This is a genomic window from Terriglobales bacterium, from assembly GCA_035561515.1.
In the GTDB taxonomy this organism is placed as follows: domain Bacteria; phylum Acidobacteriota; class Terriglobia; order Terriglobales; family Acidobacteriaceae; genus DATMXP01.
In genome coordinates this window covers 123,156-138,843 of record DATMXP010000035.1, presented here as the reverse complement: position 1 = coordinate 138,843, position 15,688 = coordinate 123,156, and the positions used below count along the sequence as shown (strand labels likewise).

The 15,688-nt window shown below is 57.7% G+C and carries 9 protein-coding genes; 7 read left to right on the top strand and 2 right to left on the bottom strand.

Annotated elements, in window-relative coordinates:
• Positions 1 to 74: 74 nt before the first annotated feature.
• Genes VN577_15960 through VN577_15940 form a run of 5 tightly spaced genes read left to right on the top strand, consistent with a single transcriptional unit; the run spans position 75 to position 7,392 of the window.
• Positions 75 to 1,433, top strand: coding sequence for a TolC family protein (locus VN577_15960; GenBank protein ID HWR16324.1), 1,359 nt, complete (start codon positions 75 to 77; stop codon positions 1,431 to 1,433).
• The gene (locus tag VN577_15955) at positions 1,430 to 2,533 is read left to right on the top strand and encodes an efflux RND transporter periplasmic adaptor subunit (protein HWR16323.1); all 1,104 of its coding nucleotides are present in this window, start codon (positions 1,430 to 1,432) and stop codon (positions 2,531 to 2,533) included. Before VN577_15960 ends, VN577_15955 begins: the two co-directional genes overlap by 4 nt.
• Positions 2,533 to 5,796: an efflux RND transporter permease subunit gene (locus tag VN577_15950; protein ID HWR16322.1), complete on the top strand. Its 3,264-nt coding sequence runs from the start codon at positions 2,533 to 2,535 to the stop codon at positions 5,794 to 5,796. Before VN577_15955 ends, VN577_15950 begins: the two co-directional genes overlap by 1 nt.
• Before the next feature lie 8 nt (positions 5,797 to 5,804).
• Positions 5,805 to 6,029: a DUF2892 domain-containing protein gene (locus VN577_15945; protein HWR16321.1), complete on the top strand. Its 225-nt coding sequence runs from the start codon at positions 5,805 to 5,807 to the stop codon at positions 6,027 to 6,029.
• Positions 6,030 to 6,048: 19 nt separating this feature from the next.
• Entirely contained in the window at positions 6,049 to 7,392 is a 1,344-nt protein-coding gene (locus VN577_15940) for a M23 family metallopeptidase (protein HWR16320.1), read from the top strand.
• A gap of 3 nt (positions 7,393 to 7,395) precedes the next feature.
• On the opposite strand, the gene VN577_15935 is transcribed toward VN577_15940, so the two are convergent.
• The gene (locus VN577_15935) at positions 7,396 to 11,337 is read right to left on the bottom strand and encodes a translocation/assembly module TamB domain-containing protein (GenBank protein ID HWR16319.1); all 3,942 of its coding nucleotides are present in this window, start codon (positions 11,335 to 11,337) and stop codon (positions 7,396 to 7,398) included.
• Positions 11,338 to 11,423: 86 nt separating this feature from the next.
• The gene (locus tag VN577_15930) at positions 11,424 to 14,396 is read right to left on the bottom strand and encodes a POTRA domain-containing protein (GenBank protein HWR16318.1); all 2,973 of its coding nucleotides are present in this window, start codon (positions 14,394 to 14,396) and stop codon (positions 11,424 to 11,426) included.
• Between the two features lie 234 nt (positions 14,397 to 14,630).
• On the opposite strand from VN577_15930, the gene VN577_15925 reads away from it, so the two are divergent.
• Complete coding sequence (locus tag VN577_15925) at positions 14,631 to 15,056, top strand: hypothetical protein (protein HWR16317.1); 426 nt, start codon at positions 14,631 to 14,633, stop codon at positions 15,054 to 15,056.
• 32 nt (positions 15,057 to 15,088) lie between these two features.
• Positions 15,089 to 15,622, top strand: a complete 534-nt coding sequence (locus VN577_15920) for a hypothetical protein (GenBank protein HWR16316.1) — start codon at positions 15,089 to 15,091, stop codon at positions 15,620 to 15,622.
• The last annotated feature ends 66 nt before the right edge of the window (positions 15,623 to 15,688 follow it).

Sequence of the window (15,688 nt, the reverse complement as noted above, 5' to 3'; positions counted from 1 at the left end):
CGGGAATTCCAAATCTGTAACAACTCGTCCGGGATTGCATTTATGCGCATAGAAGCTCAAGGTTTTATGCCGATATGCAGAACTGGAAATATTCCATTCTCTATTTATTGCTTGTTGTGGTGACGGTGCCCGCCGCGGCACAGACCGTGACCGGCCTGGGTTTACCGGATGCGGTGGCGATCGCGCTGGAAAAGAATCCGGCGCGCAAGATGGCAGTGGCGGATTCGCAAATGGCGAAAGCGCAAGTGTCACTTGCGAAAAGCAGTTACTTCCCGCGGGTCAGCTTCACTGAGACGGCGACGCTGGGCAATGACCCGGTGTACGCGTTCGGAACGCGCTTACGTCAGGCGCGGTTTACGCAGGCCGACTTTGCACTGGACCGTTTGAACTATCCCGATCCCATCAGCAACTTCTCCACGAAGTTAGGCGGGCAGTGGAACGTGTTCGACTTCTTCCAGAAGAATTTCCAGATTCGACAGGCGAAGTCGATGGAGCAGGCGTCGCAGCAGCAACTTAGCCGCGCGGACCAGGAAGTGGTGTTCCGGGTGATCGATGCGTATTACGCCGTTGGATTGGCGCGAAAACAAGTCGAGATGGCGGAGCAGACGTTGAAGACGTCCAAGGCGATGCTCGATAGCAGTACGGCGCGCGTGGAAGCAGGGGCGGCGGTAGAGTCAGATGCGCTTTCAGCTCGGGTGAACGTGGCGTCGAGAGAGCAGGAGTCGATCCAGGCGAAGAGCGCACTGAGGCTGGCATTGACGCAACTGGAAACAGCGATGGGGATGGCACTTCCGAACGGGCAGGAGCCCACGGCAGTCCTGAATGAGAAGTTGATGCCGGTGGAAGGGCTGGAGGAATTCGAGGCTCGGGCGTTGAAGCAGCGTCCGGACCTGTTGGCGATTGGCTCGCAGGTGGACGCACAGCAGAACGGAGTGAAGGCGGCGAAGGCCGCATATGGGCCGAGGCTGGATGTGTTTGGGTCTTGGCAGGCAGACAATGCTTCGCTCGCGGCGAACGGCAGCACGAACTGGATGACGGGCGTGGAACTTCGAGTGGATCTATTTGCACGCGACCGTGAAGCGCGGCTCTCGATGCAGAAGGCGATGCTGTCGCGCGCAGAAGCGGCACGAAAGATGGCGGAAGACAACGTCCGGATGGAACTGAGAAAGGCGTGGTTGGAGCACGATGCCACGCGGCAGATGCTTGAGGTGTCGCGTGCAAGTGTGAAGCAAGCGGAAGAGTCGTTACGGATCATGCGCGACCGGTATGAAACGGGGTTGGTGACCATCACCGATCTGTTGCGGGCGGAAGATGCGGATCGCGCGAGCCGTACGAATTATTGGCAATCGGTTTATCGAAACATAGTCAGCTACGCCGCGCTGGAACTGGCAAGCGGCGCACTCACTCCACAGAACTCGGTGGTGACGCAATGAAGAAAGCTTTGTTGATCTCTTTGGCCCTGGTAGCGGCGACGGTTGGGTGTTCCTCGCAGAAGCACGAAACAGCAGTACCCGAAACAGTCACTGGCATCCAGCTTTATAAGACTGCGATGACACGCGTGCCGGATGCAGTGATGGCGGTCGGTACGGTTCGGGCTGCTGAAACGGCGCAGATCGCTGCGCAAGTGATGGGCAATGTGACTGCCGTGAGCGTGCGTGAAGGCGACCCGGTGAGAGCGGGACAGGTGCTGGTGTCGATTGATCCGGCACAGGCGCAGGCGTCGTTGGAGCGCGCACAGGCAGCGCTGTCCGCTGCACAGCATGAGCAGGCTGCGGCGCAGACCGAGCGTGCTCTGACAGAAGCGACGTTGAAACGGTACGAAACGTTGTACCAGAGAAAGTCGGTGAGCCCACAGGAGTACGACGAGATCAAGGCGAGATACCAAGGCTCACTGGCAAGAGCTGAAGCAGCGCAGGCCGGACAAGCACAGGCGAAAGCCGCCGTCGCACAGGCGCAGACTGGCTTCGGATACACAAAGCTGCGCGCTCCGTTTGATGGAGTGGTAACCAGTCGAATGATGGATCCGGGGATGCTGGCGACCCCAGGGTCACCGATCGTGACAGTGGAGGCGACCGGGCGGTATCGGCTCGAGGCGACCGTGGACGAGGGAAGCCTGCGATTCGTGAAGATTGGCGAAACGGTCCCGGTGCGCCTGGATGCATATCCCGATGAGCAGCTTGCAGGCAAGGTGACGCAGATTGTGCCATCGGCTGATCCGGCTTCGAGAACGTTCATGGTGAAGGTCGAGTTGCCGGCAAACAGGTTGCTGCGCAGCGGTCTTTTTGGACGAGCGAGCTTAGCGCGCGGGGAGAGGGATTCGCTGGTGCTTCCGAAGACGGCGGTTGTGGACCGCGGAGCGCTAAAGGGCGTGTTCGTGGTTGGACCAGACCAGATTGCAACGCTCCGTTATGTGACCGTGGGCGACACGAGGGACGATGGGTTTGAAGTGCTGTCCGGATTAGGTCCGAATGAATCGGTCGTGCTTTCGCCGGGCGACCGTGAGATCGGCGGAAAACGCGTCGAGGTGCGGTAATGAGCAGGGGACTAGCGGGAAGAATTGCACACGGGTTCATCGACTCGAAGCTGACGCCGCTGGTGATCACGGCAGCGTTGCTGATCGGCGCGTTTGCGATCTGGAAGACACCGCGCGAAGAAGAGCCACAGATCATCGTGCCGATGCTGGACGTGATGGTGTCCATGCCCGGCGCCACTCCACAAGAAGTGGAAGAGCGCGTCAGCGTGCCGATGGAGAAACTGCTTCGGCAAATTGCGGGTGTGGAGTATGTGTACTCGATCTCGCGTCCCGGCGCCAGCCTGGTGATCCTGCGATTCAAGGTGGGCACAAAAGAAGAGGATGCGATCGTAAAGACTTACAACCAGCTTTACTCGCACTTCGACCAAATTCCACGCGGAGTGTCGCAGCCACTGGTGAAGGTGCGCTCGATTGACGATGTGCCAATCCTGGCGTTGACACTGTGGGGCAAGAACTACGATTCGCAGCGATTGCGGCAGGTAGCGGCGGAACTGGAACACACGATCAAGCAGGTTGATGACGTTTCAGAGACGCACATCATCGGCGGTTTGCCGCGGACCGTACGCGTGATGCTGGATCCGCAGAGGCTGGCGGCATACGGCGTCTTCGCGGGGCAGGTGGTGAATGCGATCCAGGGAGCGAACGCCCGGGCGGATGCCGGCAGTTTCTCGCAATCGAATAATGAATTCAAAGTTGAGGCTGGGCATTTTCTGAATTCCGCCGCGGACTTGCAGCAGGTAGTAGTGGCGGTCAAGAACGGGCGTCCGGTGTATCTGCGAGACGTTGCGGCATCGATTGAGGACGGTCCGGCCGAGGTGTCGGATTATGTGCTCTTCGGGAATGGTGGGAGCGAGAAGGGCGCGGGTGTCGATTATCCGGCGGTGACGCTGACGGTCGCGAAACGCAAGGGCACAAATGCCACTGTCATTGCGGAGCAGGTCCTGGAACGTATTCACGCGTTGAGAGGGAACACGGTTCCAGCCGATCTGAACATTACCACGACGAGAAATTATGGTGAGACGGCAAAAGAGAAGTCGGACGAACTGCTGAAGCACCTGTTTATCGCAACGCTTTCGGTGACACTGCTCATTGCCGTGGCGCTTGGGTGGCGCGAATCGGGTGTGGTGCTGATAGCGATCCCCGTAACGCTGGCGCTGACCCTGGCCATCTTCTATCTGTATGGATACACGCTGAACCGCGTGACGCTGTTTGCCTTGATCTTCAGCATCGGCATCCTGGTGGATGACGCGATTGTGGTGGTGGAGAACATTGTCCGGCACTTCCGGCTTCCGCAGAACAAGGGACGATCGCTGACGGAAGTCGCAGTGGAAGCGGTGGACGAGGTTGGAAACCCGACGATCCTGGCTACGTTTGCAGTAATCGCTGCGATTCTGCCGATGGCGTTTGTCCGCGGACTGATGGGACCGTACATGGAGCCGATCCCGGTGGGCGCATCGGCAGCCATGCTCTTCTCATTGATTGTGGCATTCGTCGTGTCGCCGTATGCGGCACTGCGACTGCTACGTCATTATGCTCTGGATTCAGGCGGCCATGGACACCATGAAACGGAAGGCTGGACTACGAAGCTGTACCGCCGGGTGATGAACCCTCTGATCTCGGAAAGAAAAAAGCGGCATATTTTCCTCGGCGGCGTGGTGGTTCTGCTTCTGCTGGCGGTGATGTTCGTTCCGCTGAAACTCGTGAAAGTGAAGATGCTGCCGTTCGACAACAAGAGCGAGTTCCAGGTGATCGTCGACATGCCCGATGGTACGACGCTGGAGCAAACGACTCGTGTGGCACAGGCACTCGGCAGCCTTTTGGCGAAGCAGCCAGAGATTGCGAATTACCAGATCTATGCGGGCACGTCTGGTCCGTATAACTTCAACGGACTTGTGCGGCACTATTTTCTGCGGCGAGGTCCGAACCAGGCGGATATCCAGGTCAACCTGCTTGGGAAGGATGAACGCTCGCAACAGAGCCATGAGATCGCCAGACGAATTCGCCCGGAACTGGTGAAGATTGGTGAACCGTTCGGCGCGCGCATCAAGGTGAGCGAGGTACCGCCGGGGCCGCCGGTACTTCAGACGCTGGTTGCAGAAGTCTATGGTCCGGACCTCAACGGACAGATGAAGGTCGCCGAGCAGGTGAAGCAGATCTTCAAGGACACTCCGGGCGTGGTGGATGTGGACTGGTACGTGGAGGATCCGCAGCCGAAGTACGACCTGAAGGTCGATCTGGATAAAGCTGCACTTCACGGAGTTTCGGCGGCAGATGTGACCAACACGGTGCAACTGGCGCTCAGCGGCATGGATGCGGGACTGCTGCATACGCCGTCGGACCGCGAAAACGTGCCCATCAACGTAAGGGTCAGCCGGGCCGACCGGTCGAGCATCGAGCAGATTGAAAGCCTGAAGGTGCCGACGGCCTCCGGGCAGCAGGTGTCGATCGGCGAACTGACGCACCTCGAGAAAACCACAATCGACAAGAGCGTGTACCGGAAGAACATGCAGCGGGTGGTGTACGTCACCGGTGACGTCGCGGGTGGGGAAGAAAGTCCGGTTTACGCGATTCTAAAAATGAACCGCGCACTCGACAAACTGACGCTTCCGGCCGGATACACCCTGCAGCGCTATAACGCCGTGCAGCCGGAATCGACGGACCGGTACTCGATGAAGTGGGATGGCGAGTGGCAGATCAGCATCGAGGTGTTCCGTGATCTGGGACTGGCGTTTGCGGCAGTTCTGGTCCTGATCTATGTGCTGGTAGTGGGCTGGTTCCGGAGCTTCATTACGCCGCTGGTCATCATGGCGCCAATCCCGCTGACCTTGATCGGCATCCTGCCGGCACACGCGATGCTGGGGGCGTTCTTCACTGCGACATCGATGATCGGATTCATCGCTGGGGCAGGAATCATCGTGAGGAACTCGATCATTCTCGTGGACTTCATTGAGTTGCGCCGCTCGGAAGGGATGTCTCTGGAAGAAGCGGTGGTCGATGCAGGGGCGGTCAGGTTCCGTCCGATGCTGCTGACCGCAGCGGCCGTGGTTGTGGGCGCGAGCGTAATCCTGTTTGATCCGATCTTCCAGGGACTGGCGGTTTCGCTAATGGCCGGCGAGGTCGCTTCAACGTTGCTGTCACGGATGGCTGTCCCGGTGCTGTACTACATGGTTCAGAAGAGACTGGGCAAAGTTGAACCACATATGCATTCACCTGAGAACATCGCCGAGTGCGAGCAAGTGACGTGCGAAACACCAAGTGTGTAGAGGGGAATATGACTGTTGAACGTGCATTAAGGTTGATGGCGGGAGTGGTGATACTGCTCTCGATGGCACTGGCGAATGTGTTTTCGCCGAAGTGGTATTACCTGACGGCGTTTGTGGGACTGAACTTGCTTCAGTCGGCATTCACGAACTGGTGCCCGGCGATGATGATCTTCAGGAAACTAGGGTTGAAGGACGCGAACTGCGCAGTTGCATCGGTGATTACCTCTAAATGAAGTTGGGTCCGCGCGTGCTATGCTGATTTCCATTGTGCGGACCTTCCTCTTTGTACTCATTGTTCTCGTCTTCGTAGCGATTGGTGTCCTGTTCTTCCTGTCGGCAAAGCCAGCGGTGGAAATCCCGCCGGCCCTCGACGTCGTTGGGCAGACGACGCCGGTCAGCGTCACCGTGAAAGCGCCTCATGGAGTACGTCACGTGGTGGCGTATATCGAGCAAAACGGTGCACGGCATCAGGTGTGGGAGACCTCACAGCCGGCCACGCGCTGGAGATGGCAGCGCAACGTGCCTGACACGGTCGCGAACTTCAACGTGGGCACGCGATCTGTACCGCAATTGAAGGATGGCGACGCGAAGCTGGTAGTCGAGGCGACCTCGAACGATTTCCGGGCGGCAACCGCACGCGCAGAGAAGGCTGTGAAGGTATCGTCGCAGCCGCCGACAGTGAGCGTTGACTCCGACCAGCATTACCTCTATCTCGGAATGGCCGAGTTGGTGACATTCAACTTGGGTGGCGGCTGGACTGAAGGCGGAGTGCGGGTGGGCGATTATACGTTCCGCGCCTGGCAGATGCCGGGAGGGAAGCCCGGATACTTTTCGATCTTCGCATACCCGTGGAATACGCCAGAAGGAACAGCGCCGCTCGTGTACGCGAAGAACGCCGCGGGAGATACGGTGACCGGTGGCATCGTGTACCAGTTCCCGAAGAAGGAACAGCCGAAATACCGCATTCGAGACCTAAAACTCGACGAAAAATTTCTCCAAAAGGTGGTCAACGAACTTGATCCGAATGGCTCGGGCGACCTGGTCACGCGATTCCTGAAGATCAATAACGAAATGCGCCGGTCGAACAATAAGACACTGTCGGACCTGAAGTTTAAGACCGAGCCGAAGTTCCTCTGGTCGCAGACGTTTATTCAACAGCCGAATTCGAAGGTGGAGTCGAATTTCGCCGATGTGCGGAACTACTTCTACCAGGGCAAGAAGATCGACCAGCAGACTCACCTTGGCTACGATTTGTCGGTCACGCAACACGTCGGAGTAACGGCCACGAACGACGGCAAAGTGGTATACGCCGCACCGTTGGGGATCTATGGGAATTGCGTCGTGATCGATCACGGTTACGGGCTGCAGTCGATCTACGGTCACTTGAGCGAGATCGGCGTGAAAGATGGCCAAATGGTGAAGCGAGGGGAGGTCATCGGCAAGAGCGGCCAGACCGGCCTCGCGGGCGGAGATCACATCCACTTCAGCATGCAGCTAGAAGGCGTGCAGATCGATCCGAAAAGCTGGTGGGATTCCCACTGGATCCAGGACCACATTACGAAACGAGTTTCATTGCCAAGCGGAGCTGGTGACTAAACGTCACCAGCGTTTCTTAAACTTGGTATCCATGGCGAATCCGCCGTTCTGATCGCGCGTGCCACTAACGGACATGCGCGGACTTACCTGGTATTCCAACTGAATGACCTGACGTTGCGTTGAGGTGACGTCGGTAGAGAACGTCACGAAAAACTTGCTTGTGACGCGCTGTTGAATGGTGACAGTGGCGCCGGGGTTTTCCTGTCCACCGCTACCGGTGCCTCCCAGGGTGGGATCTACCGACAGATGCGAAATGCCGGCGACCTTCTCCAGTCGGCTGGTCACTTGTCCGGCAACGGCTGAGGCGATCGCAGACTGAGCGCCGAGACTTCCGGGTGGATTGGGATTCGCCGCCGCGGCTTCCGTAGTCTTTCCGAATGCAACGAGATTGATGATGTCGGCCGGTGGGAGCGCCGGGTCCGAAGTGTAGCTGGTGCGCATCCGGTCGATCGGTCCTTCAAAGCGCATGGCGATGTTGTATTGCTGGATCGTGGTGTTGATGGAAGCGTTGAGGACCGGTTGAGTGCGTGTGGGATTGACGAAGTCCACGGTGGCTCCCTCAAGCAGGTAACGGTTGCCGCGGAAGATCAGGTCGCCGTTTGTGAGATTGACTCGTCCAAGCACGACTGGTTCTGCGGCGGTACCCCGTACATTGAGGTTGAGACCGCCGGATAGGCTGAGTTCGCGGCTCGACAGGTTAATCCCCTGCGGAGTGTGAATGCCGAGGTCAAGTTGCAGGTTGCTGGTGAAGCCTTGTGCGGGCGGCGGAGTTGTTGCGCCGCCAAACTGCCCCATCAGTCCCATGAGGTCGAAGGCTGGCGTGAATGAAACCTGGTCGACGTTTACCTGGCCACGCAGATAGGCCGTCTCCGGCGTTCCGGTGAGCGTCATGTTCGTACTGAGGCCGGAGCGAACACCATCAGGATAGAGGAGCCGGATTTCCTTTGCATTCAGTGCGAGATCGAATCCGATTGTCGGGCGGTAAGTCACACCGCCACGAGCCTGGACGGTACCTCCTCCGACTGTGCCGTTGAATCGCGAGATCTCAAGGCGATTGTGGGTGACGTTGATGACGCCGTTCCCGTTTTGAAGACCGAGAGGAGCATCACCGGTAGCGAAGGCGGCATTGACGATGCGGATCTGTCCTTGAATGTTCGGGTCGGCGCGACGACCGTAAGAGTTGATGTCGAAGACAAGCTGTCCGGAACTGGCGAGATCGGGGTTCAGTATCTGCGCGAGGCGAAGATCGACAGTACCAACGAGAAGGACCGACATGGGAGCGGACGCCTGGACCACAGGAACGCTGCCCTGAAGTTGAAGGTCCGTGCCGGTGCCGCGAATGGCGGTCCGCTGAATGTTCAGCACGCCGTTCGTGTAGTCAGCACGAAGGGGCTGCGGAAGCCCAATTTGGACGGCGTTGCGATAGTTGACGGCGAGTGTCGGAATTGTGAGGTGTGCCTCTATGGCCGTCTTGTTTTTCAGCGGTCCACGCAGAGTGGCGTGTAGTTCGGTCTGCCCGGTAAGGTTGGCGGCCTGCGAAGGGGCGTAGATCGCGATGATAGGTTGCAGCGGAATGGATGCCGTGTTGAGGGTCGCCTCAGTGAAGTAGTCGCCAGTTAGATTGATTTTGGCGCGCCCCGTAAGAGTAGTGTTGAGGACCCGGGAATCGAGTGCGACATTTGCAACGTGATTGGCAACGTTAGTGTTCAAGGTGATGCCGTCGAAGGTTTGTCCCTGCACTGTCAGTTTCGGGATTTCAGCCTTGGCGACGAGTTGTGGATCTTTCAGAGTCCCTTTTCCGGAGGCGTTCAGGTTCAGTACCCCCGCGAGTTCCATGTTCCGCGACTTGAGCGACTGCAACTGGTCGAGGCGGATTCCGTTCGCCTCAAGACGAGCGTCGTACCCCTGCTGCTTCGGGAAGTAATCGACAGTACCTTTGGCGGATCCGGCGGGCAGGCGGAGGTCAAGATTGGTGCGGATACTATCTCCCGTGCCTTCGAATTTGACGCTGGCACGCTGGATGGTTTCGCCCGCAACTTTTGCCTGAGAAAGATCGATGCTGCCGTTGCCTATCGGACTTAGTTGCGTGCCGTGAGCCTGCACACTGACGTTCAATATTCCGGTCACGGGACGGGTGAGTCCGGCGGCCTGGGAGAGTTTCGCGACGTCGAGTTGGCGCCCGTTGAGGCGAACTTCGAAGGGGCTATTAGGTGTAAATCCCCAGTTGTGTAGTCCGGCGTTCAAGTCGAATTCGATCTGTCCGCGCGGAATGGGAGTGATGCTTCCATTGCGGAGCGCGATTTGCGATGGGCTCGCGCTGACGCTGGTTCGTAGCGAGCGCCACTCGGTGCCTTTCACTTTCAGATTTGCGGCGACGAGCTGTCCGTTCAAGCGCGGGGCACTGGTCGAGCCGGTCACATTGCCATTGAAAGAGGCGGTTCCGTAAAGGCCTAGCGGCTTCGGTTGCGTTTGGAACATTGCCGCGATGGTCTCCAGTTGGTGGAGATCGTTGGCCTGGAGATTTACTTGCAGGCTCGATCTATCGCTGACGGTTCCGTTCAGATTCACGGAGGTCTGCGGCATCCGGAGGTAGCTGTTGGTAAGCGTAATCGTATTTCCGGGGGCGGAATAGCGAGCGTGTACGACGCCATCGACCGGAACCTTGTTTGGCGACGTTTGCGATGGTGCGACGTTGGCGTTCAGGGTCGCATCGGCATTGGCGACGAGGTCGTTGAATGTCTTGCCCCATGTTGCGTTGGCTTTCGCATTTACCGAGCCCGAGAGCCCTACCTTCTGAATGGCGGGATTGCTGATGGCGGTTTTCAGGCCGGCGAGCGAGACACTCCGCAGCGTTGCCGAGAGCTGCGATTTGGAGGCACCGCTGATGTCACGCATTGTGAGCGTACCGTTCAGGTCGCCCCCAAGGACGTTTGCATGCAGGTTGCGAACTTCGACATTGCCGTTCCGCAGGATGTAGTTGGCGCCGATGTTGCGGACTTCCGTGCGTACGGTAGGCGTGCGAAGTTGCAGTCCGCGACTGGCCAGAGAACCTTCGACCGTTATGACATCGAGCATGGGACGGTTCGGCTGTGCGACGTATTGGACTTTGCCGTTTACGTCGATGAGCCCAACGGGCAGCGTGGGATTCTTCAAAATCTGACGGAACTCTCCGCTGTCGATGAGTGCCGTGTACTCGGCTTCGATTTTCGGATTCGCAAAGTCACGAAGGGTGGCGTTGACGGTGAAGTGCGATGGTCCACTGCGTAGAACGGCGTTGGTGAGAGCGACTCGGTCGGGCGCGTATTCGAATTCCGCGCGGAAGTTGTGGTTGATTGTGTCGAACGACTCCATCTGGAGATGGCCGTTGCTGTAGGCGAGGGTGCCGTAATAACGGGGATTGCTGGTGTCGAAGGCCGCCCGGAAATCGAGGTCGTGCAGGTCTGCCTGCATGATGCTCTTGCGGTTGTTGTAGTAGACCTCGCCGCGATCCAGAACAGCATGGCGAACCCCTAATGCGAACAGGTCAGTGTTGCTCTTTTTATCCTTGTTCTTCTTGGTCTGAGGAAGATTGTCTTTTCCTTCCTTATCAACGAAGACGCGCACCACGGGGTGATTCACCACCACGTCGTTGAGATACCACTTCTTCTGAAGAGCTGAGACGACCTGCACACCAACTCGGATGTGGTCGACCTGGAGCAGCGGCGGGTTGGGATACGGGTCTGCGCCGGCAATCACCACGTTATAGAGATCCAGCGTCGGGCTGATGCCGGAGAAGGTGAGCGAGTAGTGGCCGACTTTCACATCGGATCCCAGAGCGTCGGTCGCACTCTGCTGAGCTTTATTCAAGATGTACTGGTGCGCAGTATTGCTGTGCAGGATGAACTGGATGCCGATAAAGACAAGCAGGACCAGAGCGGCAAGTGCGATGCCGGTCCAGAGAAGCACTCGTTTCCAGAGCGGACGTCGGGGTGGTAGCTGAGGCGGCTGGTCTTCTGGCTGCCCAAAATCAGGCGGTAATGAAGGTGCGGCGCTCAAAATGCTTGTCCCAAAGTGATGAAGTATTGAGTAGCTTTGATTCCCGGTGGCGCGTTCAAGTTGCGGCCGATATCGAAGCGAACGGGTCCAACCGGAGTTGCGTATCGGATGCCGAAGCCGAGCGTATTTGTGTACTGGCCATTGAAGCCGATGGTACGGAAGACGTTACCACCGTCGTAAAAGGCAACTACTCCCAGGCCCTTCTTGATCGGAACTGGAATACGAAATTCCGAGTTGAGGATGAAGAGTTGATTTCCACCAGCCGGTACCGACGTGGGAGCACAGGTGCTGATGTCGGCTGGGTTGTTACAGACGGAGATCGTCCGCTGAGGTCCAGCTCCGTTCAGGGCGAATCCACGAAGTGTACTGCCGCCGCCGGAGAAGAACTGCTCACTCAGCGGAACGTGACTTCCTGCGAAAGGCTTCAGGAATCCGAGGCGAATGCTGTTTGCCCAAATGATTTCCTTGGGGAGCCGATGGTAGTACGCCGTCTGTGCAAGCAGCCGGGCAAAGGTAACGCTGGATCCCAGAGCACTCGGCGTGACGCCGAGTTCGAAGCTTTCGTAAAGGCCGCGATGTGCGTCCAGGATACTGTCGCGACTGTCGCGGGTGAACGTGGCGGTCAGGCTTGAAAGTCGAAGATGCTGGTCTTCCTGCGGGACCAGTTCCTTGATCAAGAGCCGGGTGAGACCGGTCTGGCGATAGCTGTACCGAATGGTAAAGTTCTGCGACTTTTTCGGGTCGAGATAGCGCTGGATCTGGAATCCCGATTCAGCGAATCGCGAGGTAAATATCGGATTCGTCGCGTCATGCGCGCCGGAGATCGTGAAGGTGGATGCCCAGTTCGTGGAGCGGAAGTGCGGGTTCAGATAGCTGAAAATGCCGCGCTGGTCGAGTCGTCCGGCAAGACCACTGATGCTGATGGTTTCCGCCTTGCCGCGGACATTGCGACGCGTGTACTCGACGTTACCTCGTGGTCCCCAGAAACGTTTTTCGTTCGTGGTGAAGTCTTTGGATAGGCCGACAGGAGGGATGCCCGGCACGGCCACCGTGCCACTCGGAACGCTGCCGCCACGGTTAATCACTTCGAAGCCGAATCCATAGGTGATGGAATTCGGCTTCGCTTCGTGAACTTTCACGACGACGTCTTCGTGAGATTGCGTAGTGATCTGGCGGCGCGGATCTACTTCGGCCCAGTCAAAGATACCGGGTTCGTATAAGCGGCTTTCCGAAGTGAGCATATCGCTTTCCGTCAGCGGCCGGTTCGGACGAAGCTGCGCGACACGGTCGATGAAGGATTGGCGCGTGTCTTCGCGGCCGATCGTGATGATGCTGTTGGCGGTAACGCGTGGACCTTCATAGATCTGATACGTAACTGCGAGCCGGTGTGGGTCCTTGTCAACCGGCTTTACGGTCTGGCGGAACGTAGCGGTGAGATAGCCTTCGTTCAGGTAGCGCGCCATAATCTGGGTGCGGTCCTGATCGGATAGCTTCTGTGAATACGGCTGACCTTCCACTACCTTCAGCCCCTTCGGCGCCAACTGTGAGACAGGAAGGGTCTTGTTGCCCTCGACGCGCAAGGATTCGACGATGTCGCGCGGTCCTTCATTGACGCGGAAGATGGCATAAATGTCTCCTTCGCGCTGCTTGATCTCCGGAGTGATCTGAACGGTGCTGAAGCCGGCGGCTTTGTAGACCTGCTCAAGGTTTTTGACGCTCTGCCGGACAAGCTTCTCGCTGTAGTTGCCACGGTTCAGAATCCAGCGGCCCTCCTGGACCTTCACGACTGGTTCGAGTTCTTCCTCACGGAGTGCGTGATTTCCCTCAACGTCTACTTCCGAAACGCGGTGACGAGGTCCTTTCGTGACCTGATAGACAATCTGCTCACCGTTCTTCTTCTGTTCGGTTTTGACCGAGACCTGGACGTTGAAATAGCCCTTCGACTGGAAGTGCGAGATTAGGTTGCGGCGGCCTTCCTGGAGAATCTCCGGATCCGTTCCAACCTGCTGGTAGACAGGAATGAGTTTCTTCTTGGTCCAGCTCCAGACGTGAGCCCCTTGGATGTCAACGTTGATCTCGGGGCCGGGTTCGACGTGGAAGGCGATGTCGGCCCGGTTCGTGGCCGGATCATAGTCCGCGCCGAGAAGTTTCACGGTGGCGGAGAGTCGGTGTTCGCTCAGCAGGGTATTCTCCAAACGTCGGGTGGCGTTTTCGATGGTACGGAGCGAATACTTCTTGCCCGGACGAATCGCAGCCCCTTTCATGCGGGCGACAATGGACGTGAGCTTCCCCTGAAGGAACCGGGACATCTCCGGTGTGGCGCCCTCGATCTTGATTTCTCCGAAGTCGGCGCGCTTGCCGAGAGTGGTGTGAAAGATAACGTTAACGAGCCCGTGTTTCGGATCGGAGTCGATCTCGGGGCGGACTTGAGCCTGGAAGTAGCCACTCTTCTGAAAATATTCCGTGAGCGCACGAGTGGCGTTGTTGACGTCGGCGATGGAGTAAGGGCCTTCCGGAGGATAATTTGCGACCTGCAGAAGACGGGAGTAGTTGAACCGCTTGATTGCCCCCGGGAAGCGATACATCCCGAAGTAGAGTCCGGGTTGAATTACGAGCAGGAGACGTATTCCCTGGAGATCAGGAACGATTTGAAGTTGGACGTCTTTGAAACGCTTGGTCGCCTTTAGGGCGGCAATGCTGGCGTCAACTTTGGCGCGGGTAAATGGCTGGCCAGGCTGTTGGACCAGCAGCGACTTGAGTTCGTCGACATTGATGTCAGGACGTCCGGCGATTTCCACGCTGGAAACGTTTTGTCCTTCATAAGAAGGCAGGACCTGCTTTACCTGTGGAGCGGTTTTGGCGGGCTCGGAAGATGGAACGCCCTGTTGTGCCGGCAAAATACCGGACAAGACAAGAAACATCGCCACAACAGCGGTACAACGAGATAAGTACGTGGTTCTGAGCGACACCCTTTGGGGACTCCTGAGCCGAATACGAACAGTTGTGAGATGTCATTCGGGAGCGCCCGTTTGTATTAGGGCTAAGCAGGGCTGAACGATTGGGGTGTTCTGAACGGGAGCTCTGCTCGTGCTGATGGCTGGAGTTACTTCGAAATTGGATTTGCTGGCTTCGCGGCAGTAGCCGCAGGTTTCGGTTCGCAGCGACAAGACGGCTCTCCGCTTGCCGGTTCGCTGGGAGCGTCTTTGCACGTAGCGACAGTTCTTTTGTCACAGGCGATGGAGCAGCTCGCGATGTCCTTGCCCTCTTGTGATTTCTTTGCGGCGCGACAAGAGGACCACGGCATTACGCCTTCAACTCCTTGCGCCTTCACACAGTTGCAGACCGGGTCTCCCGGGCTGTTGAGCGGTACGCTGGTGCACCGTGCGCTCTGGCCGGTGTCGCAGGTGATTCCGCAGCGTTGGCCTTTGGGGTCATCGAGACGATATCCGAAGCAGCGGTTCGGTTCTACCTTTGCGCTGCCCGAATTGGAGGCCGAACCCGGTGCTTGGGATTGTGCGGCAGGTGCACTGTTTTGGCTGTACGAAGCCGAGCACAGGGCAAGAAACGCGAGTAGAAGCAAATGGGTTTTCATGGTCGGTAGCTTCAACACCGATTCGCTGCTAACTTAGCAAAACCGAGAACTACTCACAAGCTACGTGGAATGAGCGCTGCGGAACAAGACACATACGACGCGATCTTCGTGCTGGCCGGAAGGGTATCGAGGAAGATATTTGCGATCGGCGAGTTCGAAAGAGGTCGCGCTCGAACCTTATTACTGAGTACCGCGCGATTTGAGCTCCGGAAATTTCCGAAGCTGCCGATCGACCCAAAGCCGGACCTGCTGGCTTTGGCGGCCACGATCCCTGCCCCGGAGAGGCATTGTTTTGTGCAGTATCCGCCGGGAACGGTTACCTGGGTCAAGAAGGGCAGCTTCGGAACAATGACCGAAATCGTTGGACTGAAAGCCTGGTTGGAGAGGCATCCAGCGGTGAAAACGATACTGGTGGTCAGCAGCGGATCGCATATCCCAAGAGTGAGGCTATGTTGTCAGCGATTGCTCCCCGTAACTGTCCAGGTTTCCTTTCAGGCCGTACCGGGAGAGGGTACCGCTTGGCTGGAGCGGGCGAAAGAAGCAGGGAAACGGCTGGTTTACCGGAGCATACTTACCTGGAGCTGTCCCCAGCGATTCGCCTGAGGAAGCATCGGAATCACGTCACAAGGGTATGTGCGTCACAGCCATGTGGAATTCCTTCCGGTTTAC

Coding starts and splice junctions, on each gene's coding strand:
- VN577_15960 (HWR16324.1), top strand. CDS start 75: ATGCAGAACTGGAAATATTCCATTCTCTATTTATTGCTTGTTGTGGTG.
- VN577_15955 (HWR16323.1), top strand. CDS start 1,430: ATGAAGAAAGCTTTGTTGATCTCTTTGGCCCTGGTAGCGGCGACGGTT.
- VN577_15950 (HWR16322.1), top strand. CDS start 2,533: ATGAGCAGGGGACTAGCGGGAAGAATTGCACACGGGTTCATCGACTCG.
- VN577_15945 (HWR16321.1), top strand. CDS start 5,805: ATGACTGTTGAACGTGCATTAAGGTTGATGGCGGGAGTGGTGATACTG.
- VN577_15940 (HWR16320.1), top strand. CDS start 6,049: ATGCTGATTTCCATTGTGCGGACCTTCCTCTTTGTACTCATTGTTCTC.
- VN577_15920 (HWR16316.1), top strand. CDS start 15,089: ATGAGCGCTGCGGAACAAGACACATACGACGCGATCTTCGTGCTGGCC.